Genomic DNA, 24685 nt, shown 5'->3' on the forward strand with positions numbered 1-24685 from the left:
AGTGCGAGAATGTTTACAAAAAGAATTATCCCATGTCTGGATGTGAATGCCGGACGTGTTGTAAAAGGTGTGAATTTTGTTGATCTTCAGGATGCCGGAGACCCGGTGGAGATTGCAAAGGCATATGATAAGGCAGGAGCTGATGAACTTGTATTTCTGGATATCACAGCTTCTTCAGATGATAGAGGAACAGTTGTTGATATGGTACGAAAGGTTGCGGAATGTGTGTTTATTCCGTTTACTGTCGGCGGAGGAATCCGGACAGTTGATGATTTCCGTGCATTGTTAAGAGAAGGTGCGGATAAGATTTCAATCAATTCTTCTGCAATCAACAGACCGGAGCTAATCCGTGAAGCGGCAGAGAAGTTTGGAAGCCAATGTGTAGTAGTGGCGATTGATGCAAAGAAAAGAGTAGACGGAACAGGGTGGAATATCTATAAGAATGGTGGTCGCCTGGATGTTGGAATCGATGCGGTTGAGTGGGCGAAGAAAGTAGAGTCCCTTGGCGCAGGTGAGATTCTTCTGACAAGTATGGACGGTGACGGAACGAAGGCTGGATATGATCTGGAACTGACACGGGCAATTGCAGATAGTGTATCGATTCCTGTAATCGCGTCCGGTGGAGCCGGAACGTTGGAGCATTTTAAAGAGGCACTGACAGACGGTGGTGCAGATGCAGCATTGGCAGCATCTTTATTCCATTATAAAGAGCTGGAAATCAAAGAAGTAAAAGAGTATTTGAGAAACGAAGGAATTTCTGTCAGACTGTAGAGAATGGTTAAGCAGAAAGAAGAGGAGAGTAGGAACTATGAGTGGTTTGAACGGAGACTGGTATGAGGCATTAAAAGGTGAGTTTTCTAAGCCTTATTATAGGAAATTATTTGAGACGGTAAATGAGGAATACAGGACAAAACTGATTTTTCCACCGGCACAGGATATTTTCAATGCATTTCATCTGACTCCGCTGAAGGATGTGAAGGTTGTGATCCTTGGACAGGATCCTTATCATAATAACGGTCAGGCACATGGATTAAGCTTTTCCGTGCAGAAAGGTGTGGATATCCCGCCGTCACTTGTGAATATCTATAAAGAACTGCATGATGATCTTGGATGCACGATTCCAAATCATGGATGCCTGACAAAATGGGCCAAGCAGGGTGTGTTAATGTTGAACACTGTGCTGACAGTACGAGCACATCAGGCGAACTCTCACAGAGGAATCGGATGGGAAGAATTCACAGATGCAGCGATTCTGGCACTGAACAGCCAGGATAGACCGATTGTCTTTATTCTGTGGGGAGCTCCTGCACAGAGGAAGAAGAGAATGCTTACGAATCCAAAGCATCTTATTCTGGAAGCACCGCATCCAAGCCCGCTGGCTGCTTACAGAGGTTTCTTTGGAAGCAGGCCATTTAGTCAGACAAATGCATTTCTGGAGAAGAATGGGATTGAGCCGATTGACTGGCAGATTGAGTAAATCATAGTAGCAAAGTATTAAAAATAGACGTCTGCTGGCCAAAGCAAGGACGTCTATTTTTTATGTGTATAATTCAAAATTAAAACAATCAAACTGGCTGTCGTCAGAATAACCATCAATCAAAGAGAAAAATGTCTATATTTATATTGACAAAACTAAAAACCTAGTGTACTATCTAACTATAGCACTGATACAGTAAATGCAAAAAAGATAAATGGAGGAATCACATGGAATATAATTCAGGAAGTCCAATCTATCTTCAGGTGATCAACGAGCTTAAGAAAAAGATGGTAAAGGGCGAGTTGAAACCGGGTGAGAAGATGCCATCGAACAGGGAGCTTGCAGTTTTGTATAAAGTGAATCAGAATACAGCGGCGAGAATCTACCGGGAGATGGAGATGGCAGGATATTGTTACACGAAGCGTGGAATCGGGACATTTGTGTCGGAGGAGGAGCATATGTTTGATAATGTGAAGAAAGAGATGGCGGAAGAGTTGTTGAAGAATTTTGTACATGAGATGCATGATCTTGGATTTCAGAAAGGTGAGATCATCGAACAGATCGCCGATTATGAGGAGGAGTAGAAATGATGTTAGAGTACAGAAATATCACGAAGAAATTTGGAAATAAAGAAGCGGTTAAAGGACTTACATTGAACTTGAAGAAAGGGACGATTTATGGTCTTCTTGGAGAAAATGGAAGTGGTAAGACAACTCTGATGAAGATGGCGGCAGGGCTGACAAAGCCGACAGAAGGCGAAATCTTATTTGAGGGACATCAGCTTAGTTATTATGACAAAGCGTCCATCGCATATATGTCTACGGAACCATTTTTCTATAGCTATATGAAGGTAAAAGATGTAGAAGAATATTATGCAGATTTCTTTGAGGATTTTGACAGAGAGCAGTTTAGAAAAACAATTGAACGCCTGGGCTTGAATGAAGAGATGAAAGCATCTGCAATGTCAAGCGGAATGAATGCCAAGCTGAAAGCGGCAGCAACATTGGCGAGAAAAGCAGATCTGATTCTGTTAGATGAGCCTTTGAACGGAGTGGATTATAAGGCAAGAGAAGAGATCATTGCCCTGATTCTGGAAGAGGCGGACGAGAACCGTACAATGGTGATTTCCACACATCTGATCGAAGAAGTGGAAAGCTTTATTGAGGATGCGATTTTTATAAAAGATGGACATCTTGTAGATGTCGTAAATGTTGAGACAGAGAGAATGACGACCGGAAATTCACTTGCAGAGCTTTATCTGCAGAAGATGTAAGGAGGGAGTATCGATGGGAAAATTAATGAAATATGAATGGAAGAAACAGCGGACTTCGAGAATGATTGTTATGGTAGCTTTAGCTGTCTGTGTGCTTACATTTCTTGGAGGTATGCTGGTTGAAAAGGATGCATTGATGGGAATCAGTGCAACGCTTTTATTAGTCGGATCGTATTTTGTAGTGTTCTATATGGGAATTGAGAGTATTCTGATTCTGAACAGAGATTTGAAAACAAAGCAAAGCTATATGATCTGGATGACTCCGAAATCCGTATGGGAAATTCTTGGAGCAAAATTTGTTGTAGCGATCGCACAGATGTTTTTCGTGTTTGTACTTTATGCGATTGCCGGACTGCTTTGTTTTGTAGGGACGATCCAGTATGTCGGAGAACTTGGAAATGTATTTGCGATCATAAGAGATAGTTTTATACGAGTGTCAGGCGAAGGGCAGCTGATCGCACAGATTGTCTGGAATCTTCTCTGCATCTTTGTCGGATGGACAGAGGTTGTGATGGTTGGTTATCTTGCGGTAATCGTTTCTCGAACTATTTTAAGGGATTCAAAATATGCAGGAGGAATCTCAATCGTAGCTTTCTTTGTGATTATATTTATAATAGAAAAGATTTATAATCTGATTAGCAATGTACTTCCGAATGTAGAAGTAGCAGGAAATTCATTCTTTGGCGTCGGATATCTTGTATACTACATTATAATCTGTGTAGCGGTATTTTTACTTAGTGGATGGATGGCAGATAAGAAGCTTAGTGTATAAGAATAGATAGAAAAACACTCCCTGATTTGTGGTGGGGAGTGTTTTCGCGCATAGTGTTCTTTAAATAAGAATCTTCTTCATATCTTTCGGTAATTCCGCTGTGAATTCCATCGGCTCCTTTGTGATCGGATGAATAAAGGAGAGCTTCCAGGAATGTAATGCCTGGCGGTGGATGTATTCCATATCCAGATTATATAGATAATCACCGACAAGTGGGAATCCTAAATATTGCATATGGACACGGATCTGATGGGTACGGCCGGTCTCTAAGATAAGAGAGACAAGGCTGTGCCCGTTTTTTTCTTCTACAACTTTATAATGTGTGACTGCACGCTCTCCATGCTTGAAGTCTACTTTTCGCTCAATCATGGAACTGCCGGTGCGGGCGAGTGGTGCATCAATCGTGCCGGATGGAGGTGTTACACTGCCACGGACGATCGCGAGATATTCACGCTTGATCTCGTGTCGTGCGCCCATGGAAGATAGGATGCTGGAACTGATCAGGTGCTTGGCAATGACAGTCAGTCCTGAAGTGTCACGGTCCAGGCGGTTCGTGCAGCGGAAGATAAAAGGCTTTCCCTGCTCTGTATAATACCACATTAGTCCATTTGCCAGAGAATTCTCATAATTATTCAGTGATGGATGGATCGGCATTCCGGCAGGTTTGTTGACAACAAGGATATCTTCGTCTTCATATATAATGCTAAGCGGCAGTTCGACAGGAGGAATATTCGGTGAACTTTCATTTTCCTGAATATGTACTGTGAGAATATCTCCAGTAGCAAGTAGTGAACGCATATATTCCCAGACTCCGTTTTTTAAAATGCTTTCCGGCATCTTTTTTAACTGAGTGATGTTCTGGTAGGAGTAGCCCTGGTGACGCAGGAACTGCTCGATACGCAGGCCGTCCGCTTCTTCTGTTATCTGATAGTTGATCGTACGATCCATCTTTTTCTATCCTGTCGTGTCTGATAGCATAAAAACAGACACATCCTTTCCGATTTGACTCTTTATGAACTCTTGTATCATACACAAAATTTTCAAAAATTACAATAATCTTGAAATAGTGTTATGTTTCTTGGAATTTTATTATATCTTATTTTGGCACTTTTTATTATAATAACACTATCAAGAAAAACAAAGACAAGTAGTAATAAAAGGAGGATTCTATTATGAAGAAGAAAAAGATTCTTGCACTTGTACTTGCAGCTTCAATGGCAGGCGGAATGCTTGCAGGATGTGGAAGCACATCAGGCGGAGATGAAACAGCGAAAGGAGATAAGTCATCCGGAAAAGTTTATTATCTGAACTTCAAACCAGAGCAGGCTGATCAGTGGGTAGAACTTGCTAAAGAGTACACAGATGAAACTGGCGTTAAGGTTGATGTGCAGACAGCTGCATCAGGAACATACGAGTCACAGCTGAAATCAGAGATGGCAAAAGACGAGGCCCCAACATTGTTCCAGGTAAACGGACCGGTTGGACTTGCTACATGGAAGGATTATTGCTATGACCTTTCAAAAAGTGACGTTTACAAAGACGTTGAGTCTGATGACTATGTATTAAAAGATGGTGATGCAGTAGACGGAATCGCTTATGTTATTGAGACTTATGGTCTGATCTACAACAAAGCACTTCTGAACAAATACTTCGAACTGCCGGATGCAAGCATCAAATCCATCGATGAGCTGAATAACTTCCAGGCACTTAAGACAGCTGCAGAAGAGATTCAGGCACATAAAGATGATCTTGGAGTAGAAGGAGCTTTCACTTCAGCAGGAATGGATTCTTCTTCTGACTGGAGATTCAAGACACACCTTGCAAACCTGCCAATCTACTATGAGTACAAGGCAGACGGAATTGATAATACAGATGCTATCAAGGGAACATACCTTGACAACTACAAACAGATCTGGGATCTGTATCTGAACAACTCTACATGTGAGCCATCTATGATCTCTTCTAAGACAGGAGATGACGCAGCAAGCGAATTCTCACTTGGTGAAGCAGTATTCTATCAGAATGGTACATGGGCTTACAATGATATCAAAGATAACGAAGTAGCAGAAGAAGATATGGGAATGCTTCCAATCTACATCGGAGTTGATGGAGAAGAGAACCAGGGACTTTGTACAGGATCAGAGAACTACTGGTGTGTAAATAAAAACGCTTCTGAAGAAGATATTCAGGCAACACTTGATTTCATGAAATGGGTAGTTGAGAGTGACGAAGGCCGTGACATGCTGGCAAATCAGATGGGATTCGTAACACCGTTTACAACATTCGCAGATTACCTTCCGGACAACCCGCTTGTAAAAGCAAATGCCGAGTACACAGAGGCTGGAAAGACACCAGTAAGCTGGAACTTTACAACAATGCCATCTGAGAACTGGAAGAACAATCTTGGTGGTGCTCTTCTGAACTATGCACAGGGCACAGGCACATGGGATAGTGTACAGACAGCATTCGTTGATGGATGGGCTGAAGAATACGCAGCAGCAAATGAATAAAAAAGGCTTTTCACAGGACCGACAGATAAAAAGGCTGTGAAATAGAGAAATAGTATGCAGCCTGCCAACGAGAATACCGGGGGCAGGCTGAAAGTGTGTTATTAGAAGTGTAAAAAGAGACAGACCTTTTTACAGAAAGAGAGACAGGAGGAGAAGAACATGCAAAAAGCTATAAAAAGATATTTTCCGGTATTTGTATTGCCGACGCTGATTGCATTCACGATAGGTTTCCTTGCACCATTCGTGTTAGGTGTATACCTTTCGTTCTGCAAGTTTACAACGGTAACAGATGCCAGATTTATTGGACTTGGCAACTATGCAAAGATACTGGGAGATGGGGATTTCCTTCACTCTCTCTGGTTTACTGCATTATTTACGATCGTAACAGTATTACTGATCAACATTTTCGCTTTTGCGGTAGCAATGCTTTTGACAAAGAAGATTAAGGGAACTAATATTTTCCGTACCGTATTCTTTATGCCAAATCTGATCGGTGGTATCGTACTTGGATATGTATGGCAGCTGTTATTAAACGGTATTCTGGCACATTTCCAGAAAACACTTACATATTCTTCAAAATATGGTTTCTGGGGATTAGTTATCCTGATGCTCTGGCAGCAGATTGGATACATGATGATCATCTACATCTCAGGTATTCAGAATATTCCTGGAGAGCTGATCGAGGCAGCGGAGATCGACGGAGCAAATAAAGTACAGCTTTTAAGATATGTTACAATTCCGATGGTTATGCCATCCATCACAATCTGTACTTTCCTGACACTTACAAACGGATTCAAACTTTTCGATCAGAACCTTGCATTGACAAACGGTGGACCGGACAAGATGTCAGAAATGCTTGCCCTGAATATTTATAATACATTCTATGGAAGAACCGGTTGGGAAGGTGTAGGACAGGCAAAAGCAGTTATCTTCTTCATTATTGTAGGAGTGATCGCATTAATTCAGAATAAAATGACAACATCAAAGGAGGTGCAGCAGTAATGAATAAAAAAGTAAAACATGGCACATTATTAACCGTTATTTTTACAGTACTCAGTCTGCTGTATCTGTATCCGATCGTACTGGTATTTATCAACTCCTTTAAGAAAAAAGCCTATATCAGTAAAGCCCCGTTCGAGATACCGACCGGAAAGATGTATGTCGGATTAGAGAACTATATCCGTGGTATTAAACAGACAGGATTGATTCAGGCATTTGGATGGAGTTTGTTTATCACAATCTTATCTGTAGCAGTGATCATCTTATGCTGCTCCATGTGTGCATGGTATATCTGTCGTGTGAAGACAAAGTTCACAAAAGTCTTATATATGCTTTGTCTGTTTGCAATGATCGTACCATTCCAGATGGAAATGTTTACATTATCTAAGATTGCAAATATGCTTCATATGGGAAATCCATGGGGACTGATTGTAATCTATCTTGGATTTGGTGCAGGACTTTCCGTCTTTATGTTCACCGGATTCATGAAATCCATTCCACTGGAGATTGAAGAAGCTGCGATGATCGATGGATGTACACCAATCCAGACATTCTTCAAAGTTGTACTTCCGATTGCAAAGCCGACTTGTGTAACTGTTACAATTCTTCAGGCAATGTGGATCTGGAACGACTATCTGCTTCCATCACTTGTATTGGATCAGAGAAAATATAAGACAGTGCCGATGGCAGTCCAGTATCTGAAAGGTGGATATGGTTCCGTAGATATGGGAGCAATGATGGGAACTTTGGTTCTTGCAATCGTGCCGATCATCATCTTCTACCTGTTCTGCCAGAGATATATTATCGAAGGTGTTGTAGCAGGAGCAGTTAAAGGCTAGTTACTGTTCACTCCCGTGTCAATCACTCCGCTGATTGACACGGAGGATGCGTGTTTTGACTTGAATGCATCTCGCCCCATCGCCAAAGGCGATTTAAAATGGCGAGATGCGTTGCTGGTCGCACATCGTGTGAACAGTAACAAAGGCTAGTATAGACAATGGCTGAGAGATGAATTAAAATAGAATTATAAAAACTTAAAAAAGACAGCAGAGAGTGAGTGATCATTCCCTGCTGTTTTCGGACGTTATAAAAGAAATAGTGAAAATATAAAGTGAGCGTGTGGGAGGCGCGGGGGAATGATTACAATACTGATCGTAGATGATGAAAAACTGGAGAGAAGGGGAATCCGTTTTCTGCTGAAAAGAGAGGGAGACTTCCAGATTTTAGAAGCGGCGAATGGAAAGGATGCACTTGGTATACTGGCTTCGAATCATGTAGATATTTTATTTTCGGATGTAAAGATGCCTTACATGAACGGACTGGAACTGACAAAAGCAGCAAGAGAAGATCATCCGGAGATGGAAATCGTGATTTTCAGCGGATATAATGATTTTTCCTACGCGAGAGAGGCTCTGCGATATGGTGTCGTGGATTATGTCCTAAAGCCGGTCGATCCGAACGAATTTCATAAGACCTTTCAACGAGTGATGGAAAATATCTCATCTAAGGAAGAGAAGCAAAAGCAGCAGAACAGAAAAGAAGATTATCTGAAGAAATACTTCTTCCTGAGATATCTATATTCGGGAAAAGAAGAGGATTTTGTTCAACTTGAGAAATTAACGGATGAAACAGAAGACGATGTTTCACAGTTTTCGCGCATGGTTCTTGTCAGTGCATCCAATGGTTTTTTTGAGACGGAGGAGGAACATTTTCTGACAAGTCTGAAGGAAGAGGTGCAGAGAGAATTTTATTATGTGAATCTGAATTCAAATGAGTCCATCTTTCTGTTCCCGGAGAAGTATACAGACTATCATGTGGTTGTAGAGAAAATGTATCGGTTCTTTGCGCATCAGTTTGACAGTGAATGTTATTTTGCGGTCAGTAAAGAAATTGAGGATAGAAAGAATCTGGCAGAGGAGTTTAAAGCCCTGGAAGGAATGCTGGAAGAGCAGTTCTACCAGCCACATCAGCATTTATTTTTTCACGGAGAAAAGCAGGAAGAGAAGAAAGCAGACCCGGCAGAAGATTCTGAAATCATGGAACAGATCACGAATGATATTCAATATAAAGATCTGCCCCATCTCCGTCAGGATTTTCAGAAATTGGAAGATAAATACCGTGCCAATAAGCAGTTTTCAGATATGTATGTAAAGTTTGTATTTTCCGGAATTTTAAAAGAATTGCTTGATCAGATGGATGAAATGGATGAGAAAATGCTTTCGAAGAGAGTGGATCGGTTATATCGTTGCAAAAACCTGAAGGATGTGATCACTATAGTAGACGAAGCACTTCAGGAATATGAACACTGTATACAGGAACAGGAAGACGGATTCCGTTCAGAGATTACGAAAGTAAAAAGTTACATTTATCATCACTACCAGGAGAGGAATCTTGGAGCAGAGACGCTTTCAGCAATGGTATTTCTTTCTCCCGGATATTTGAGTGCTGTGTTCAAAGAAGAAACGGGAGTGACACTGAACCGCTTTATCCGTGAAGTGCGGATGGAAAAAGCGAAAGAACTTCTTGAGACAACGAATATGAAGATCTCCGGAATTGCAAAAGAAGTAGGATTTTCCAATAACTCATACTTCTGCAGAAGCTTCCGGGAATTTTTCGGAGACACACCGGAAGCATGCAGGAAAGGAACAGAGGCGGATGAAAAAACAAATACGGAAGCTGCTCCATCGATTTGAAAATCTGAAATTCCGTAAGAAACTGTCAGTTTTGATGTTGATTGCAGGATTGGTGCCGGTTGTATTCCTGGCTTTTTCTATGCAATATGGCATGACGAATCAGCTGAGAGAAAAGGAACAGTATAACCTGGAAAAAATACTGGAGCAGTCGGTGAACTCAATTGAGAACCAGTCACAGATTTATGAAAATCTGGTCGATTATTTATCCTATTCACAAAGTCTCAGGAATATTTTCGATACGGAAATGGAATCAGATTATGAGAAATATTTGAAATATGTGAAAGTAGCAGATCCGTTGCTTCAGATGCCGACCATCTATCACAAAGAGATTCGGAGTATTACGCTGTATTCTGACAATATAGAAGTGCCACATGGAGATACACTTCTTCCAATGTCAGAAGCGGAGAATCAACAGTGGTATTCCAGACTGAATGAAGGAACGCTGATGCAGTGGAGCATTACTCGTGGGGGAAATAAATCAATCATTGCCAGTCGAAAATTCTACGATAATGATACGATCAAAGCAGTATTGGAGATGCGTCTGGATTATGAAAAAGTTCTTAGTCCATTCATGAGTCAGATTACAGATAATACAGGTGGCATGATTATGGACGATAATGGAAATGTTGTTTATGCGGATTGTTCTATGGATAAAAAATATCGTCCAAAGAATATTGAGAATCTTAAGGATATCAGTGATAAGTATTATATTTCACAGAGAACAATGAAAGATACCGGATGGAATTTCTATATCTATCGTCCGAAGGCGGTAAGTGAAAATGCAATCCATAAGCTTTTGCTTAAAAATATTCCGTTAATTTTAATCAGTGTTCTCCTTTTGAGTCTTTTAGGGTATGTTTTCTCCATCCGTATGGTGTCACAGTTGGAATTATTGACAGAGAATATGAACCAGATCAATATGGGACTTCGCAAGGTTACGGTGCAGAGTAAGTCCAAGGATGAGGTTGGTGTGTTGATTCGGTCATTCCAGCGCATGATGGATCAGATGAACCATTTGATCTCAGAAGTATATGAGAGTAAGATCCAGCTTCAGAATAGTGAGATGAGAGCGCTGCAGGCACAGATCAATCCACATTTCCTTTACAATTCACTTTCTATTATCAACTGGAAAGCAATTGAAGCGGGGGAGGATGAAATCAGTTATGTGACATTGGCACTGTCTACTTATTATAGAACAAGCCTGAATCGTGGTGAAACAATGACTACAGTGGCAAAAGAAATTGATAATATCCGTGCATACCTCAAGATCCAGTTGGTTATGCATGATAACGAGTTCCGTGTGGTCGAACAGATTTCAGACGGTCTTAATGATTATATGATACCGAAGCTGATCCTGCAGCCGCTGGCAGAAAATGCAATCGATCACGGAATCGATGTGTCAGATAATGAGGATCCAACATTGTGGCTGACGATTCGTGAAGAAAATGAGCATATTTTCTTTGAAATCAGGGACAACGGAGCAGGAATGACGCAGGAAAAGGCAGATCAGATCCTGACCTATCAGTCGTCCGGTTATGGCGTGCGAAATGTCTGTGACAGAATCCATGTTCTTTACGGAGAGAAAGGTGAGATGAAGATAGAAAGCACTCCTGGAAAAGGAACGCGTGTCTTTATCCGGATTCCGAAGAAGACGGAGGCAAAGGTGCTATGAAAAACGATAGGAAAAAGCGAATTCTTTCAGCCCAGCTTGTATTAATTTTGTTGATGATACTTTGGTGCGGAACTTGTTTTGAATCAAAAGAAAGTCAAAGACAGATGGAACAGTCAGATGCATCTCAAAGTGAGTCTGGTGCAGGCGAAGCAGCTGAAGGGAAAAGAAAACAGATGTATGAAGCAATGCATACGCCGCTTGGAAAATATCCTGAGACAGTCACGTATACACTTGGCAAGATTGCAGGAGCAAATAATTCGAATCTCCCGGTGGGAAATACGTACGAAAACAATGCGTATACGAGATATCTGAAGAAAGTGCTTAATATTAAAAATGCAGATGTCTTTGAATTGCAGGATGGCAATACGTATGAAGAGGCAGTCAATGTAGCGATTGAAGATCGAGATATTCCGGATGTGCTTGTCGTGAAGGGAAGAGATAACCTGCTCCGCCTGATTGAAGCAGGTATGATTGAAGACCTCACAGAAACTTATGAAGAGTGTACGACAGATACAATCAAAGAAATGTATGACAGTTATGGAGATTCTCTCTTACAATCTGCAACAGTTGATGGAAAGTTGTATGCATTTCCGAATACGGTGATCGATGACGGAGCTCCACTTCTCTGGTTGAGGAAAGACTGGATTGAGAAGTTGGGATTGAAGGAACCGGAAACGGTAGAAGAAGCGTTGGAGATAGTGCGTGCATTTGTAGAACAAGATGCAGCAGGAGACGGTCAGACGATTGGTCTTGCCTGTAGTACAGATGTGATTGCCGGGGCGGACCAGACTTATGGAGTGGATTCAGCGTTTATACATGCAGGTGCAATGCCATGTCACTGGATTCTGGATGAAAGTGGAGATGTAGTTTATGGGTCAGTAACGCAGGAAACAAAAGAAGCACTTTCAAAGCTTCGTAATCTATATGAGGATGGGATACTCGACCAGAGATTCTTGTTGAGAAAGACGGAAAACATAGATAATCTGTTAAAAACCGGACATTGCGGAGCAATCTACGGACGTTGGTGGGCTCCGAATAATCCGCTTAGTGCGGCATATAGTGTCGATTCAAATGCAGAGTGGAAACCGTATCTTTTAGACAAAGAACAAGTGAATGAGACACAGAAGATATCAGTTTTTGAATCGTATGATCAGTGGATGTATGTGGTGGTACGCAAAGGATATGAGCATCCGGAAATTGTAGCAAAGTATGTGAGTGCTATTTTTGATCAGTCCAGATATGCAAATGATGCTTCAGCAAGAGAGGTGAATGACTATTTTTCCATTAATGTAGATCCGACGGCCCGTCCGCTGAATATTAATGTGGATTATGAGGATGCACTTTATCGGACAACGGAACATATTCAGGCAGTGTTGGATAAAACGCTTGATGTGTCGGAATTGAGTGGACTAGAAAAATCTTATTATGATACATGTAAATCATTTTTGAATGGACAGTTGACAACGGCAAATGGCTGGGCAGCTTATGCATCAAGAATTGAGGCAGTGGGGGAACTGCAGAAAGCGGGAATACGAAGTGCACAGACACTGCCTTTGGAAAACGTAAATGCCGAAATCCCGCAGGAATTACAAGAACTGGAGAATGAAGCGTTTCTTCAGATTATCAGTGGGGAGAAACCAGTGGATTACTTTGATACTTTTGTGGTAGAATGGTATGCGAACGGCGGAAAAGAGCTGACCGAACAGGTACAGAATGCCTATGAAAGTGGAAAGGACTAAAAAGAATGGATATTAATCAGAGACTGACAGAAGAACTGGATGTAAAACGCTGGCAGATCGATGCGGCAGTACAGCTGATCGATGAAGGCAATACGATTCCATTTATTTCAAGATATAGGAAAGAAGCAACCGGAGAACTGAATGACGAACAATTGAGAAAGCTATATGAGCGTCTGGTGTATTTAAGAAATCTGGAAGAGAAGAAAGAACAGGTAATCTCAAGTATCGAGGAGCAGGGAAAACTGACAGAAGAATTAAAGAAACAGATTCTGGCAGCGGAAACACTTGTGGCAGTAGAAGACCTGTATCGTCCGTATCGTCCGAAACGACGTACCCGTGCGACAATCGCGAAGGAAAAGGGACTTGAGCCATTAGCTGCACTGATCACATTGCAGAAGACAAAAGAGCCGCTTGAGAAGGCAGCGGAAGCGTATATTTCCGAAGAAAAAGGTGTGGAAAGTGCAAAGGATGCAATCAGCGGAGCGTGTGATATTATTGCAGAAAGCATTTCAGATGAGGCAGCTTACAGAACCTGGATCCGAGAGACGACAATGAGAAAAGGAAAGGTTACTTCTCAGGCGAAGGATCCGGAGGCAGAGTCTGTTTATGAGATGTATTATGAGTTTGAAGAAGCCGTTGCGAAGCTTGCAGGACATCGAATTCTTGCATTGAACCGTGGTGAGAAAGAGAAATTCCTGACAGTGAAGGTGGAAGCACCGGAAGAAGATATTTTAAGATATCTTGAGAGAAAAGTGATCCGTACAGAGAATCCTTATACAACACCGGTATTGAAAGAGACAATTGCAGACAGTTACAACCGTCTGATCGGACCGGCTATTGAGCGTGAGGTCAGAAACGAACTGACAGAGAAGGCAGAAGACGGGGCAATCGAAGTGTTTGGAAAGAACCTTCATCAGCTCCTGATGCAGCCGCCGATTGCAGGCAAGGTTGTGCTTGGCTGGGATCCGGCTTTCCGTACGGGATGCAAGCTGGCAGTTGTTGATGAGACAGGAAAGGTAATCGGAACAACCGTTATTTATCCGACTGCACCGACAACAGAGAAGAAGATCCAGGCAAGTAAAGATCTGCTTAAGAAGATTATTCCGAAGTATCACGTTTCTCTGATCTCTCTTGGAAATGGTACTGCTTCCCGTGAATCAGAACAGTTTATCGTAGAGCTTCTGAAAGAGATTCCGGAGAAGGTACAGTATGTGATCGTTAATGAGGCGGGAGCATCTGTCTATTCTGCAAGTAAGCTGGCAACAGAAGAATTCCCGAAATTTGATGTGGGACAGAGAAGCGCGGCATCAATCGCACGCCGTCTGCAGGATCCGCTTGCAGAGCTTGTAAAGATTGATCCGAAATCCATCGGTGTCGGCCAGTATCAGCATGATATGAACCAGAAGAAGCTTGGGGAGTCTTTAAACGGAGTTGTAGAGGATTGCGTAAATAAAGTTGGAGTAGATTTAAATACTGCTTCTGCACCGTTACTTTCTTACATCTCAGGAATCAGCAGTGCAATCGCAAAAAATATTGTGGCTTACAGAGAAGAAAACGGTCGTTTTACAGACAGAAAAGAATTGCTTAAAGTACCGAAACTCGGACCGAAAGCGTTCGAGCAGTGCGCAGGTTTTATGCGTATTTCCGAAGGTAAGAATCCACTTGATGCTACAGGTGTTCATCCGGAATCTTATGCTGCAGCAGAAAAGCTGTTGAAGAAGCAAGGGTACGAAGCAGATGCTATCACAGCACATCAGCTGACAGGACTTGGTCTTACAATCGGAGATTATAAGAAGCTTGCAGAAGAGCTTGGAATCGGTGAGATTACGCTTCGTGATATTGTCAAGGAGCTTGAGAAACCGGCGCGTGATCCGCGTGATGAGATGCCAAAGCCAATCCTTCGCACAGATGTCCTTGAGATGAAAGATCTGAAGGAAGGTATGGTGCTGAAGGGGACTGTAAGAAATGTGATCGACTTTGGAGTATTTGTGGATATCGGAGTTCATCAGGACGGACTTGTACACATTTCCCAGATTACAGACAGATATATCAAACATCCGCTGGAAGCAGTCAGTGTTGGAGATATTGTGGATGTGAAGGTGATGAGTGTGGATCTGAAGAAAAAGAGGATTCAGCTGACGATGAGAGGGATTTAAGGTTAAGTAAGTATTTTGGTTTGATTAAGATGCGTGAGGAAGTTTCTTTATTGCATCGGACACCGGCCCGCTACCTCACTTACATTATTCAAACCGAAAGTATTTGCTTCGAGGAGACGGATTCGAAAAAAATATAAAAAGAGGATAGTCATTTTAATAACAATTATTATTAAAGTGACTGTCCTCTTTCAAGTTCTTAATATAACTATCGAATTTTCTGTGTTGCTCCGTAAAGTTTTGGTCCTACGATTGCTGCGATGATGATTTTAGCTGCATCTCCCGGAAGGTATGGAATAACACCCATCATAAGTCCTTCTTTGAAGGAGAGGCTTAACAGTTTGGCAAGCCATACAGTTCCGAATGCATAACATACAGCCATTCCGATGATCATTCCGATGATCGTAGGAACGAGCTTACGGTCAAAGTGATCGAGTGCAAATCCCATGATCAGTGCGAGGAAGATGAATCCGATCAGATATCCACCGGTTGGTCCTGCGAGAACCTGGAAACCTCCACGGAAAGAGGAGAAAACCGGGACACCAACTGCTCCGAGCAGGAGGTAGATGATAAAGCTGATTGTTCCGGATTTCATTCCGAGAACGAAGATTGCAAGGAAGATTGCAAAGTTTGTAAGGGAAATCGGAACAGGGCTGAATGGCAGCGGGATGGAAAGTGGTCCGAGGACGCAGGTTACTGCAGTCATCAGGGCGATGAGTACCATCTGTTTTGTTCTTATTTTCTGGTTGTCTACGGCAACTGTGCCGGAAGTTTCGTTCTGTGACATTTCAATTTACTCCTTTAGATCTTAATAATTATCGCTGTTTCAAGCGAGCTTTAACATCGTTGTCTGAAATATGGCAACGATTGAGTTCTTCGTTAGTATAATTCATGAAAAGTTAATTGTCAACTATAAAATATAAAAGGTTAACAATTAAAAACTTATTAATTTTGCAGACATGTGATAGGCAAAATGGAAAGAATAAGGTAGAATAGATAAAGTCAGGAAAATTGACAGAAGAGAAAGGAATTGCATGTTTGGATATGTAACGGTCTGTGAACCGGAATTAAAAGTAAAAGATCTGAAGAAATACAGGGCATATTATTGTGGACTTTGTCGGACATTGAAAGAAGATTATGGATTTATGGGTCAGATGACATTGACGTATGACATGACATTTGCAGTTATTCTGTTATCTTCTTTATATGAGACAATTGCGAAACATGAGGAACACCGCTGTAAGGTTCATCCAGTGAAGCGGCAACATATGTTGCGGAATGAAATTACATCTTATGCGGCGGCGATGAATGTGCTGCTTGCATATTATCATATGGAAGATGACTGGCAGGATGATCATAAAGTGTCAAGTCTGATGACGAAGAGCCTGATTCAGGGAAAAGCAAAGAAAATTATAGAGAAATATCCGCGGCAGAGCAAGGTGATTCAGCAGTCTTTGAGGGAACTTGGAGAATGTGAGCGTGAGAAGAGTATGGATATTGACCGGGCAGCAGGATGTTTTGGCAGATTAATGGCAGAGCTTTTTGTCTGGAAGGAGGATATCTGGGAGAAGACGCTCAGAAAGATGGGATTCTATCTCGGAAAATTCATTTATCTGATGGATGCCTATGAGGATCTGCCGGAAGATAGAAAGAAGAATCGCTACAATCCATTGAAAGAACTGGCAAAGCGGCCGGATTATGAGGTGCAGATGGAACAGATTCTTCGGATGATGATAGCGGAGAGCACAGTCCGTTTTGAACAACTGCCATGTCTGGTTGACGTGGACATTTTGAGAAATATATTATATGATGGAGTCTGGAATCATTACAATAAGATTCAGATGAAGAAAAGTGAGGAAAAGAATGATGACAAAAAATCCATATGATGTGCTTGGTGTGTCACCGAATGCGTCGGATGATGAGATAAAGAGAGTGTATCGGGATCTGACAAGAAAATATCACCCGGATGCAAATGTGAATAATCCGTTAGCAGATCTTGCAGAAGAGAAGTTTAAGGAAGTACAGGAAGCGTATGATATTATCATGAGAGAGCGTGCGAATGGAGGAAATTCGTACGGGAATAATTATGGATATGGTTCTTCTGAAAGTTATTCTTATGGAAATCAGTCTTATGGAAATCAGAACAGCTCTTATGGCTATGGAACGATGGATCCCAAACTGCAGGCAGCTGCGAACTATATTAACAGCAGACGTTATAGAGAAGCAATCAATACATTGGATCAGGTTCAGCAGAGAAGTGCGATGTGGTATTATCTGAGTGGCTGTGCGAATGCAGGAATCGGAAATCAGATTCTGGCAAGGGATCACGCGGCACAGGCAGTAAATATGGAACCAAATAACATGCAGTTCCGTCAGCTGTTGAATCAGCTCGACTTTAACAGCAGAAGATATCAGAACAGTCCGTATGGTGGAGGCTATGCACCGGGAGGACAGAATTCCTGCGGTACAGGAAATATGTGTTGCGACTTATGGCTTGCGGATACATTGTGTGAATGTATGGGAGGCGATCTCTGCTCATGCATGTAAAAGCAAAACAAATGGCATTTGGAGGTTTACTCCTTGCGGTGACTGTCGTGTGTATGGCACTTGGAAGTGTGATCGAGACAAATACATTGTTTTTGTTGGCAGCAGCGGCATTTTTTGTAGGGATTGTTATTCGTGAGTTCGGTCTTCGTACAGGGGCAGCCTTTTATCTGGCAGCAATTTTATTAGGATTCCTGGTTACGCCGAACAAATTTTATGTAATTACATTTGCTGCAATGGGATTCTATATTCTTGGAATTGAAGCAGTCTGGATATTTCTTGCGAAAAGACCGCAGATGAGACATAGGATGGGGATATACTGGCTTGCAAAATATGTGATCTTTAATCTGGTTTATCTCCCGTGTCTTTTCGGATTCCGGTCGATGCTGTTTCAGAAATCGATGTCAGATCAGATGATTTTGGCAGCTGTAGTAGTTGGGCAGATAGCGATATTGATTTATGACAAAGCTTATCAGTATGTTCAGGGAACTGTATGGGAAAAATGGAGAAAACGTATTCTGTAAAGAATGTATGAGAAAATCTTGTCGAGATGACAGGATTTTTCTTTATATAAAAGGAATGAGCCACATCGCTGTGACTCAAGGGGGAAAAAGTTTATGAAAAAGTGTTCTTTTTAAGAACAATTATAGTATAGAGGTATTTTGTGAAAAAAGTGTGATGAACTTTTGAACCTAAAATGAACATTATTGAAAAAAATTATTAAGAACATGATTAACCTAGTAGAAAAATGGGAATATCGACATATTAATTGAAAGTGCTATAGGTGATATCGATTTCAGCATAAAAATGATATTAAATTTCAATAAAAGGGGTTGCATTTTTATTAAGAGCACGCTATAGTAGTAAGAGTAAAAGGAATTTAATCTTCGGGGTAGGGTGCAAGTCCCAACCGGCGGTATAGTCCGCGACCCGCATATGATGCGGCTGAACTGGTGACTCGTCTGTGATGGCATTACAGAATGGGAATTCCGGTACCGACAGTAAAGTCTGGATGAGAGAAGAAGTTCATGCCCGCAGGATCAGAAAAAGAGATATTCGAATATGATATCTGATTGCCTAAGAATCTTGCGAGAATGCCATTAAGAGCAGAAAACATGAATCCCGGAAGGTAATTACCTTCCGGGTTTTTTCTTGTGAAGATTACCTTTTTCAAAAAGAAAAAATGCTGTTTAGGATAAAGACAGCGGATAGAAAAAGGAGAGTAACACTATGAGTACAGAGACAAAGACACTAACAAATGCAGATGCGAAGATTCAGCCGAAGCTGGGGGTAAAGGCATTAGTTCAGATCGGAATGCTTTCAGCAATCGCAATTATTCTGATGATGTTCGAGATTCCACTTCCGTTTGCACCAACATTTTATAAGATTGATTTAAGTGAAGTTCCGGTTCTGGTAGGATGCTTTGCAATGGGACCTATGGCAGGTGTACTGGTAGAGCTTGTTAAGATCTTATTGAACTTTGTTATGACAGGAACATCAACAGCAGGTGTTGGAGAAATTGCAAACTTTATTATCGGATGTTCTTTCTGCGTACCAGCAGGACTGATCTATAGAAAAAACAGAACAAGAAAAAGCGCGCTGATCGGAATGGCAACAGGAACGCTTCTGATGATCGTGATCGGATGCTTCGTGAATGGATTCGTACTTCTTCCGACTTATGCAAAAGCATTCGGAATGCCGATTGATGCACTGGTTGGTATGGGAACAGCAGTTAACTCACATATCACAAGCCTTTCTACATTTGTTATGTTTGCGGTAGCACCGTTCAACCTTGTGAAGGGGATTGTTGTATCACTTGTTGTATTTCTGATCTACAAGAAGATCAGCCCGATCTTCAGAATCAGATAATAGACAAAGAGAAAAGTTTGAGATAAAAGAATATAAGTGAAAGAATATAAGTTACCCTGGAACAGATTGCTTTTAAAGTCTGTTCCAGGGTATTTTTGTTTGGATTTATTTATCCAGACCAGTAATAATAACATACAAAACAGATAGGAATTGCATAGAAAAGAAAAGTGTGTTATGATGTGAAAAACAAATAGCAAAGAAATAGTTTCACACAAAGAAAGGACCGGGAAGATATGACCAGAGAAGAAGCATGGAACTTATTAACAGAATACAATAAAGATGCATTTCATTTGGAACATGCGCAGATCGTTGAGAATACCATGCGTTATTTTGCAAGAGAACTTGGCTATGGCGAGGAAGAAGAATTTTGGGGAATCGTCGGACTTCTGCATGATCTTGACTTCGAACAATTCCCAGAAGAGCATTGCATAAAATCACAGGAGATTATGAGAGAACGTGGGATTGACGAGAAGATCATTCACGCAACAGCAAGTCATGGCTATGCGATTACCGTAGATATAAAACCAGAGCATGAGATGGAGAAGGTACTTTATGCAGTAGATGAACTGACAGGACTGATTGGAGCGGTTGTATTGATGCGCCCGTCCAAAAGCGTTCAGGATCTTCAGTTAAAGTCAGTGAAAAAAAAGTATAAGAGCAAGGGATTTGCCGCCGGCTGCTCCAGAGAAGTGATCGAAAGAGGCGCAGAGATGCTTGGATGGACACTGGATGAACTGATCCAAAGGACGATTGATGCATTGAAGACATTCCAGGAATAACGATTATTGAGGATTATACGATGTTGTAGAAGAGGGAAGCTGCAAGTGAAAGCAGCTTCCCTTTTAAAAATTCTCCTTATACCATGTCCCCCATTTTTTCATGTCATCCAAAATAGGGCGCATAGTTTCACCAAGATCACTTAAAGCATATTCTACATGAGGAGGAACTTCGGGATATACAGTTCGGGTGATAAGTCCATCCTCTTCCATGGATCTTAAGGAATCAGTTAATACTTTCTGACTGATTCCTTCAAGATTTTTCTTTAATTCATTGAATCGCCAAGGGCGTTCCAGCAGATTTCGGATAATCAGCAATTTCCATTTACTGCCGATGAGTGAAACTGTGGTTGCAACCGGACATTCCGGTAATTCTTCTTTTGTTAACATATGATCGCCTCCTAGTATAACATCCTTTTTTATTGTTATATTTAATTTTAATGTAACAGACCAAAAGAAGCAATAGGTTACAAAAAAGTAACCAGTGTCACCTTTTTATGCCTATGTAATAAAAAAGTGCGTACTTTTGTCGGTTAAGAACTCTTGATATTATAATCTTGCAACAAAGATAACAACAGACCAAATATCAGGAGGTAACAAAATGTCATTATTAAATCTTTTTGGATGGAAAAAAGCAGAAACAGAAGTTGGTTCAGCATGCGGAACAGCGTGTGGAGCAGGTGAAAAGCCAGAAGAGACAAGTGCGGCATGCGGAACAGCATGTGGAGCAGGTGAAAAGCCAGAAGAGACAAGTGCAGCATGCGGAACAGCGTGCGGAGCAGCAGGTAAACCAGAAGAGACAAGTGCAGCATGCGGAACAGCATGTGGAGCATCTGACAAGTAAAATAAGTTAAGGAAGGAGTTGGATAGGATGAGTCAGTATTTTTCTTTTCAGTGGCATATTACAGATGAGTGTGATCAGCGTTGCAAGCATTGTTATATATTTTCAGGTGAAGGCTGCAAAGAGCTTAAGAGTATGACTTGGAAGCAGATGAAAGAAGTGGTAGAAAACTGTGAAGATTTCTGTAAAGTGTATAACAGAATCCCATATTTTTATATTACTGGCGGTGATCCTATCCTTCATCCGGATTTCTGGAAACTGATGGTGTTGTTAAAATCAAAAAATATACCATTTACGTTGATGGGAAATCCATTTCATCTAGATGATGAAGTCTGTCGTATGCTTAAAGTGTGCGGTTGTGACAAATATCAGATGTCCCTTGATGGAATGAGAGAAACGCATGACTGGTTCAGAAGGCCGGGAAGTTTTGACCTGACGATTGAGAAAATCGGATGTCTGAACAGAGCAGGAATAAAAAGTGTAATTATGAGTACGGTATCCAAAACAAATATGGAAGAGATACCGGATATTATTGATGAAGTTGTAAAAGCGAAAGTAAAGGTCTTTGCATTTTCGCGCTATGTGCCTACAGGTGGTGAAGTTGACACAAGCATGACACCGGAAGAATACAGAAAACTTCTGGAAGTCTGTGATGCAAAGTATAAGGCATATGAAAAGGCAGGATGTGAGACCTATTTTAATAAAAAGGATCATTTGTGGACGCTGTATGAATATGAAACAGGAGAGTTTAAGCTTCCTGAGAGCGCAGAGGCAGGAATGATCTATGGTGGCTGTAACTGTGGAAACTGTCATATTACCATATCTTCGAATGGAGATATTATGGCATGCAGAAGGGTGACAGACAGTAAAGTAGCCAATATTTTTGAAGACCGACTGGCAGACGTCTGGATCTGTCAGATGGAAAAATACAGAGATTACGATAAATTTGTAAAATGCAGCAAATGTGAACTTAAGGCATGGTGCCGTGGATGTCCGGCAGTTGCCAATGGAACAAGCGGTAACTTTTATGGGGCAGATCCACAGTGCTGGAAGACAAGAAATGAGATTACCGGAGAGATATTGGAGGAGCGATAAAATGGATTTACAAACATGCTTAAAGAAGATGCAACTGGTGGGAGTGCTTGCGTTTGCAACAGTGGACAGTGAAGGAGCACCACAGATACGAAATATCAGTACCATTCATTACGAACCGAATGCACTCTATTTCTTTACCGCCAGAGGTAAAAATTTTTGCAAAGAATTAATGGAAGACGGCAGGGTACAGATTCTTGCCTATACGAAATACAAAGAAATGATCCGTTTGTCAGGAAAGGCTTACGCAGTAGCAGAGAATGAGCAGAAAGAATGGATGAATCTCATTTTTAAAGAACAGCCATATCTTGCGAATGTATATCCGGGAGATACAAGAGAAATCGGTATTATTTTCTGTATTGATCAGGCAGAAGTGGAGTATTTTAATCTTGGTGTGAATCCAATTTTTCGGGAGACATATATTCTGGGGAATGTTAATATAAAAGAAAAGGGATATTACATAACAGAATCCTGTATTGGTTGTGGAACATGTATGAAACATTGTCCACAGAAATGTATTGAGAAAGAGACACCTTTTGTCATACGGCAGGAGCACTGCCTGCACTGTGGAAACTGTTATGAAAACTGTCCGGTGAAAGCGGTGATCAGGAAATGAATCAGGATGACAGAAGAAAATATTTGATTGAAGGATTATTGAAAGAGCGACCGGAGTATGAGAACATGCAGATTCCATCAGATGCAGGCGAGCAGAAAATGTTACTCAGATCGCTTATGAATATAAGAATGCCGGAGGAAATTGATCCTGCATTTTTGCAGATTCAGGATGCGTATCTTTCGGAAGAAAATGAGAAGAAAGGGATTGTCACATTGGCAGATATCGGGGAGGTGCAGCCTGATCTGTATATCTGGAAGGGTGATATTACAAGACTTAAAGTGGGAGCAATCGTAAATGCAGCCAACAGCGGCATGACAGGTTGCTATCAGCCTTGTCATAATTGTATTGATAATTGTATTCATACCTGTGCAGGAATTCAGCTTCGAAACTATTGCAATCATATGATGATAAAACAGAGACATGAAGAACCGACAGGGCAGGCAAAGATTACGCCAGCGTTTAATCTGCCGTGTGAGCATGTGATTCATACAGTTGGACCAATTGTGCAGGGAAGGCTGACAAAGAAACATGAGCGTTTGCTGATATCCTGCTATGAATCATGTCTTAGGATTGCTGATGAGAATGAGGTGACTAGTATTGCTTTTTGTTGTATTTCGACAGGTGTGTTTATGTTCCCAAATAAAAGAGCTGCTGAGCTTGCAGTACAGACAGTAAAGCAATATAAAGAAAAGACAAAATCAAAGATAAAGGTGATATTTAATGTTTTTAAAGAGGAAGATGAACGACTCTACAAACAGTTACTCGGATAAGATATTACAGATAAAAGAAAAAATCAGACAGGCAGATGCAGTTATAGTTGGGGCAGGGGCAGGGCTTTCTACAGCAGCAGGCTTTGTATATACCGGAGATAGATTTACATACTATTTTTCGGATTTTGAGAAAAAGTATGGGTTTTCAGATATGTATTCAGGTGGATTCTATCCCTATGCGACTTTAGAGGAACACTGGGCATATTGGAGCAGGTATATCTATATCAATCGATATATGGATGCGCCAAAACCGGTATATCAGAATCTGTATGAACTGGTAAAAGAAAAAGATTATTTTGTACTGACGACAAATGTGGACCATTGTTTCCAGAAAGCCGGCTTTGATAAAAACAGAATCTTTTATACACAGGGAGATTATGGTCTGTTTCAATGTAGTGAGCCTTGTCATAAGGAAACTTATGACAATGAAGAAACAATTAAAAAAATGGTGCTGAGTCAGGGATTTCAGATAAAAGATGGAGAACTGCAAAAACCGGAAGATGGAGAAGTTAAGCGTATGGTTCCGTCTGGTATGATTCCATATTGTCCACGTTGCGGTAAGCCGATGAGTATGAATCTCAGAGCGGATCAGACATTTGTTGAAGATGAAGGATGGCATCAGGCAGCAGAAAGATATGAGAGATTTATACAGGAACATAAAAAGCAGAAAATGGTGTTCCTGGAGCTTGGTGTAGGATATAATACTCCTGGTATTATAAAATATCCGTTTTGGCAGATGACAAACAAATTTCAACATGCATTTTATGTGTGTTTGAACCAGAGTGAAGCATATGCACCTGCAGAAATAACGAGAAAGTCTGTTTGTATGAATGAAGATATTGGAGAGATTCTGAAAGAACTGTAGACTTGTGATAAAGAGCGGTTGTGA

25 protein-coding genes and 1 riboswitch are annotated in these 24685 nt (G+C 41.2%); of the genes, 22 read left to right on the plus strand and 3 right to left on the minus strand.

Features of this window, described 5'->3' with window-relative positions; translation table 11 throughout:
• The first annotated feature begins 9 nt into the window (after nucleotides 1–9).
• From hisF to LI126_RS12210, 5 genes are all read left to right on the plus strand, one after another.
• On the plus strand, nucleotides 10–771 hold the full coding sequence (gene hisF / locus LI126_RS12190) for an imidazole glycerol phosphate synthase subunit HisF (RefSeq protein ID WP_117499029.1): 762 nt from the start codon (nucleotides 10–12) through the stop codon (nucleotides 769–771).
• A 37-nt stretch (nucleotides 772–808) separates the two neighbouring features.
• A complete protein-coding gene (locus LI126_RS12195) occupies nucleotides 809–1477 on the plus strand; it encodes a uracil-DNA glycosylase (RefSeq protein ID WP_227165479.1) in 669 nt (222 codons plus the stop codon).
• 227 nt (nucleotides 1478–1704) lie between these two features.
• A complete protein-coding gene (locus LI126_RS12200; RefSeq protein ID WP_227165480.1) occupies nucleotides 1705–2061 on the plus strand; it encodes a GntR family transcriptional regulator in 357 nt (118 codons plus the stop codon).
• A gap of 2 nt (nucleotides 2062–2063) precedes the next feature.
• The gene (locus LI126_RS12205; RefSeq protein ID WP_227165481.1) at nucleotides 2064–2750 is read left to right on the plus strand and encodes an ABC transporter ATP-binding protein; all 687 of its coding nucleotides are present in this window, start codon (nucleotides 2064–2066) and stop codon (nucleotides 2748–2750) included.
• A 13-nt stretch (nucleotides 2751–2763) separates the two neighbouring features.
• Nucleotides 2764–3522, plus strand: a complete 759-nt coding sequence (locus tag LI126_RS12210) for an ABC transporter permease (protein WP_117499035.1) — start codon at nucleotides 2764–2766, stop codon at nucleotides 3520–3522.
• A 60-nt stretch (nucleotides 3523–3582) separates the two neighbouring features.
• Here the strand turns inward: LI126_RS12210 and LI126_RS12215 are convergent, their stop codons facing one another.
• Nucleotides 3583–4470: an RluA family pseudouridine synthase gene (locus tag LI126_RS12215; RefSeq protein WP_227165482.1), complete on the minus strand. Its 888-nt coding sequence runs from the start codon at nucleotides 4468–4470 to the stop codon at nucleotides 3583–3585.
• 224 nt (nucleotides 4471–4694) lie between these two features.
• Between LI126_RS12215 and LI126_RS12220 the strand changes: the two genes are divergently transcribed.
• The 7 genes from LI126_RS12220 (at nucleotide 4695) to LI126_RS12250 (ending at nucleotide 15291) form a co-directional block, all read left to right on the plus strand.
• The gene (locus LI126_RS12220; protein WP_227165483.1) at nucleotides 4695–6032 is read left to right on the plus strand and encodes an ABC transporter substrate-binding protein; all 1338 of its coding nucleotides are present in this window, start codon (nucleotides 4695–4697) and stop codon (nucleotides 6030–6032) included.
• A gap of 159 nt (nucleotides 6033–6191) precedes the next feature.
• Nucleotides 6192–7034 carry a carbohydrate ABC transporter permease gene (locus LI126_RS12225; protein WP_020436207.1) on the plus strand — a complete coding sequence of 281 codons (843 nt, stop codon included), beginning with the start codon at nucleotides 6192–6194 and terminating at the stop codon, nucleotides 7032–7034.
• Nucleotides 7034–7870: a carbohydrate ABC transporter permease gene (locus tag LI126_RS12230; RefSeq protein ID WP_015529325.1), complete on the plus strand. Its 837-nt coding sequence runs from the start codon at nucleotides 7034–7036 to the stop codon at nucleotides 7868–7870. The genes LI126_RS12225 and LI126_RS12230 overlap by 1 nt, the downstream gene beginning before the upstream one ends.
• A gap of 297 nt (nucleotides 7871–8167) precedes the next feature.
• A complete protein-coding gene (locus LI126_RS12235; RefSeq protein ID WP_055166651.1) occupies nucleotides 8168–9724 on the plus strand; it encodes a response regulator transcription factor in 1557 nt (518 codons plus the stop codon).
• The gene (locus LI126_RS12240; RefSeq protein WP_081016903.1) at nucleotides 9687–11396 is read left to right on the plus strand and encodes a cache domain-containing sensor histidine kinase; all 1710 of its coding nucleotides are present in this window, start codon (nucleotides 9687–9689) and stop codon (nucleotides 11394–11396) included. Before LI126_RS12235 ends, LI126_RS12240 begins: the two co-directional genes overlap by 38 nt.
• Nucleotides 11393–13135, plus strand: coding sequence for an extracellular solute-binding protein (locus tag LI126_RS12245; protein WP_227165484.1), 1743 nt, complete (start codon nucleotides 11393–11395; stop codon nucleotides 13133–13135). Before LI126_RS12240 ends, LI126_RS12245 begins: the two co-directional genes overlap by 4 nt.
• 5 nt (nucleotides 13136–13140) lie before the next feature.
• Nucleotides 13141–15291: a Tex family protein gene (locus LI126_RS12250; protein ID WP_227159575.1), complete on the plus strand. Its 2151-nt coding sequence runs from the start codon at nucleotides 13141–13143 to the stop codon at nucleotides 15289–15291.
• Nucleotides 15292–15496: 205 nt separating this feature from the next.
• Here the strand turns inward: LI126_RS12250 and LI126_RS12255 are convergent, their stop codons facing one another.
• A complete protein-coding gene (locus LI126_RS12255; protein ID WP_054753732.1) occupies nucleotides 15497–16075 on the minus strand; it encodes a biotin transporter BioY in 579 nt (192 codons plus the stop codon).
• Nucleotides 16076–16322: 247 nt separating this feature from the next.
• Here LI126_RS12255 and LI126_RS12260 point away from each other — a divergent pair, with 247 nt between their 5' ends.
• The 5 genes from LI126_RS12260 to LI126_RS12280 all read left to right on the plus strand — a co-directional run bounded on the left by LI126_RS12260 (nucleotide 16323) and on the right by LI126_RS12280 (nucleotide 20480).
• Complete coding sequence (locus LI126_RS12260; protein WP_055172943.1) at nucleotides 16323–17174, plus strand: DUF5685 family protein; 852 nt, start codon at nucleotides 16323–16325, stop codon at nucleotides 17172–17174.
• Nucleotides 17155–17835 carry a DnaJ domain-containing protein gene (locus tag LI126_RS12265; protein WP_055172941.1) on the plus strand — a complete coding sequence of 227 codons (681 nt, stop codon included), beginning with the start codon at nucleotides 17155–17157 and terminating at the stop codon, nucleotides 17833–17835. Before LI126_RS12260 ends, LI126_RS12265 begins: the two co-directional genes overlap by 20 nt.
• Entirely contained in the window at nucleotides 17826–18356 is a 531-nt protein-coding gene (locus LI126_RS12270) for a hypothetical protein (protein ID WP_227165485.1), read from the plus strand. The genes LI126_RS12265 and LI126_RS12270 overlap by 10 nt, the downstream gene beginning before the upstream one ends.
• A 355-nt stretch (nucleotides 18357–18711) precedes the next feature.
• Nucleotides 18712–18860: riboswitch (FMN riboswitch) on the plus strand.
• Between the two features lie 202 nt (nucleotides 18861–19062).
• Nucleotides 19063–19701 (plus strand): ECF transporter S component, encoded by a 639-nt coding sequence (locus LI126_RS12275; protein WP_020436912.1) that lies wholly within the window; start codon nucleotides 19063–19065, stop codon nucleotides 19699–19701.
• A gap of 233 nt (nucleotides 19702–19934) precedes the next feature.
• A complete protein-coding gene (locus tag LI126_RS12280) occupies nucleotides 19935–20480 on the plus strand; it encodes a hydrolase (RefSeq protein WP_227165486.1) in 546 nt (181 codons plus the stop codon).
• A 63-nt stretch (nucleotides 20481–20543) separates the two neighbouring features.
• On the opposite strand, the gene LI126_RS12285 is transcribed toward LI126_RS12280, so the two are convergent.
• A complete protein-coding gene (locus LI126_RS12285; RefSeq protein WP_117499046.1) occupies nucleotides 20544–20867 on the minus strand; it encodes a winged helix-turn-helix transcriptional regulator in 324 nt (107 codons plus the stop codon).
• A gap of 211 nt (nucleotides 20868–21078) precedes the next feature.
• On the opposite strand from LI126_RS12285, the gene acgA reads away from it, so the two are divergent.
• Genes acgA through LI126_RS12310 form a run of 5 tightly spaced genes read left to right on the plus strand, consistent with a single transcriptional unit; the run spans nucleotide 21079 to nucleotide 24661 of the window.
• A complete protein-coding gene (acgA, locus tag LI126_RS12290; RefSeq protein ID WP_227165487.1) occupies nucleotides 21079–21321 on the plus strand; it encodes an ACGX-repeat peptide in 243 nt (80 codons plus the stop codon).
• Nucleotides 21322–21348: 27 nt separating this feature from the next.
• Nucleotides 21349–22413, plus strand: coding sequence for a radical SAM/SPASM domain protein, ACGX system (acgM, locus tag LI126_RS12295; RefSeq protein ID WP_227165488.1), 1065 nt, complete (start codon nucleotides 21349–21351; stop codon nucleotides 22411–22413).
• A gap of 1 nt (nucleotide 22414) precedes the next feature.
• Nucleotides 22415–23026 (plus strand): 4Fe-4S binding protein, encoded by a 612-nt coding sequence (locus LI126_RS12300; RefSeq protein WP_227165489.1) that lies wholly within the window; start codon nucleotides 22415–22417, stop codon nucleotides 23024–23026.
• Nucleotides 23023–23796, plus strand: coding sequence for a protein-ADP-ribose hydrolase (locus tag LI126_RS12305; protein ID WP_055157978.1), 774 nt, complete (start codon nucleotides 23023–23025; stop codon nucleotides 23794–23796). The genes LI126_RS12300 and LI126_RS12305 overlap by 4 nt, the downstream gene beginning before the upstream one ends.
• Entirely contained in the window at nucleotides 23747–24661 is a 915-nt protein-coding gene (locus LI126_RS12310; RefSeq protein WP_226866175.1) for an SIR2 family NAD-dependent protein deacylase, read from the plus strand. The genes LI126_RS12305 and LI126_RS12310 overlap by 50 nt, the downstream gene beginning before the upstream one ends.
• Nucleotides 24662–24685 lie beyond the last annotated feature (24 nt).

Origin of the sequence: Mediterraneibacter sp. 210702-DFI.5.30, assembly GCF_020560115.1 — a bacterium.
GTDB classification, from domain to species: domain Bacteria; phylum Bacillota; class Clostridia; order Lachnospirales; family Lachnospiraceae; genus Mediterraneibacter; species Mediterraneibacter faecis.

Excerpts from the sequence above, each read along its gene's own strand:
- hisF (WP_117499029.1), top strand. The coding sequence starts at position 10 with ATGTTTACAAAAAGAATTATCCCATGTCTGGATGTGAATGCCGGACGT.
- LI126_RS12195 (WP_227165479.1), top strand. The coding sequence starts at position 809 with ATGAGTGGTTTGAACGGAGACTGGTATGAGGCATTAAAAGGTGAGTTT.
- LI126_RS12200 (WP_227165480.1), top strand. The coding sequence starts at position 1,705 with ATGGAATATAATTCAGGAAGTCCAATCTATCTTCAGGTGATCAACGAG.
- LI126_RS12205 (WP_227165481.1), top strand. The coding sequence starts at position 2,064 with ATGATGTTAGAGTACAGAAATATCACGAAGAAATTTGGAAATAAAGAA.
- LI126_RS12210 (WP_117499035.1), top strand. The coding sequence starts at position 2,764 with ATGGGAAAATTAATGAAATATGAATGGAAGAAACAGCGGACTTCGAGA.
- LI126_RS12215 (WP_227165482.1), bottom strand. The coding sequence starts at position 4,470 with ATGGATCGTACGATCAACTATCAGATAACAGAAGAAGCGGACGGCCTG.
- LI126_RS12220 (WP_227165483.1), top strand. The coding sequence starts at position 4,695 with ATGAAGAAGAAAAAGATTCTTGCACTTGTACTTGCAGCTTCAATGGCA.
- LI126_RS12225 (WP_020436207.1), top strand. The coding sequence starts at position 6,192 with ATGCAAAAAGCTATAAAAAGATATTTTCCGGTATTTGTATTGCCGACG.
- LI126_RS12230 (WP_015529325.1), top strand. The coding sequence starts at position 7,034 with ATGAATAAAAAAGTAAAACATGGCACATTATTAACCGTTATTTTTACA.
- LI126_RS12235 (WP_055166651.1), top strand. The coding sequence starts at position 8,168 with ATGATTACAATACTGATCGTAGATGATGAAAAACTGGAGAGAAGGGGA.
- LI126_RS12240 (WP_081016903.1), top strand. The coding sequence starts at position 9,687 with ATGAAAAAACAAATACGGAAGCTGCTCCATCGATTTGAAAATCTGAAA.
- LI126_RS12245 (WP_227165484.1), top strand. The coding sequence starts at position 11,393 with ATGAAAAACGATAGGAAAAAGCGAATTCTTTCAGCCCAGCTTGTATTA.
- LI126_RS12250 (WP_227159575.1), top strand. The coding sequence starts at position 13,141 with ATGGATATTAATCAGAGACTGACAGAAGAACTGGATGTAAAACGCTGG.
- LI126_RS12255 (WP_054753732.1), bottom strand. The coding sequence starts at position 16,075 with ATGTCACAGAACGAAACTTCCGGCACAGTTGCCGTAGACAACCAGAAA.
- LI126_RS12260 (WP_055172943.1), top strand. The coding sequence starts at position 16,323 with ATGTTTGGATATGTAACGGTCTGTGAACCGGAATTAAAAGTAAAAGAT.
- LI126_RS12265 (WP_055172941.1), top strand. The coding sequence starts at position 17,155 with ATGACAAAAAATCCATATGATGTGCTTGGTGTGTCACCGAATGCGTCG.
- LI126_RS12270 (WP_227165485.1), top strand. The coding sequence starts at position 17,826 with ATGCATGTAAAAGCAAAACAAATGGCATTTGGAGGTTTACTCCTTGCG.
- LI126_RS12275 (WP_020436912.1), top strand. The coding sequence starts at position 19,063 with ATGAGTACAGAGACAAAGACACTAACAAATGCAGATGCGAAGATTCAG.
- LI126_RS12280 (WP_227165486.1), top strand. The coding sequence starts at position 19,935 with ATGACCAGAGAAGAAGCATGGAACTTATTAACAGAATACAATAAAGAT.
- LI126_RS12285 (WP_117499046.1), bottom strand. The coding sequence starts at position 20,867 with ATGTTAACAAAAGAAGAATTACCGGAATGTCCGGTTGCAACCACAGTT.
- acgA (WP_227165487.1), top strand. The coding sequence starts at position 21,079 with ATGTCATTATTAAATCTTTTTGGATGGAAAAAAGCAGAAACAGAAGTT.
- acgM (WP_227165488.1), top strand. The coding sequence starts at position 21,349 with ATGAGTCAGTATTTTTCTTTTCAGTGGCATATTACAGATGAGTGTGAT.
- LI126_RS12300 (WP_227165489.1), top strand. The coding sequence starts at position 22,415 with ATGGATTTACAAACATGCTTAAAGAAGATGCAACTGGTGGGAGTGCTT.
- LI126_RS12305 (WP_055157978.1), top strand. The coding sequence starts at position 23,023 with ATGAATCAGGATGACAGAAGAAAATATTTGATTGAAGGATTATTGAAA.
- LI126_RS12310 (WP_226866175.1), top strand. The coding sequence starts at position 23,747 with ATGTTTTTAAAGAGGAAGATGAACGACTCTACAAACAGTTACTCGGAT.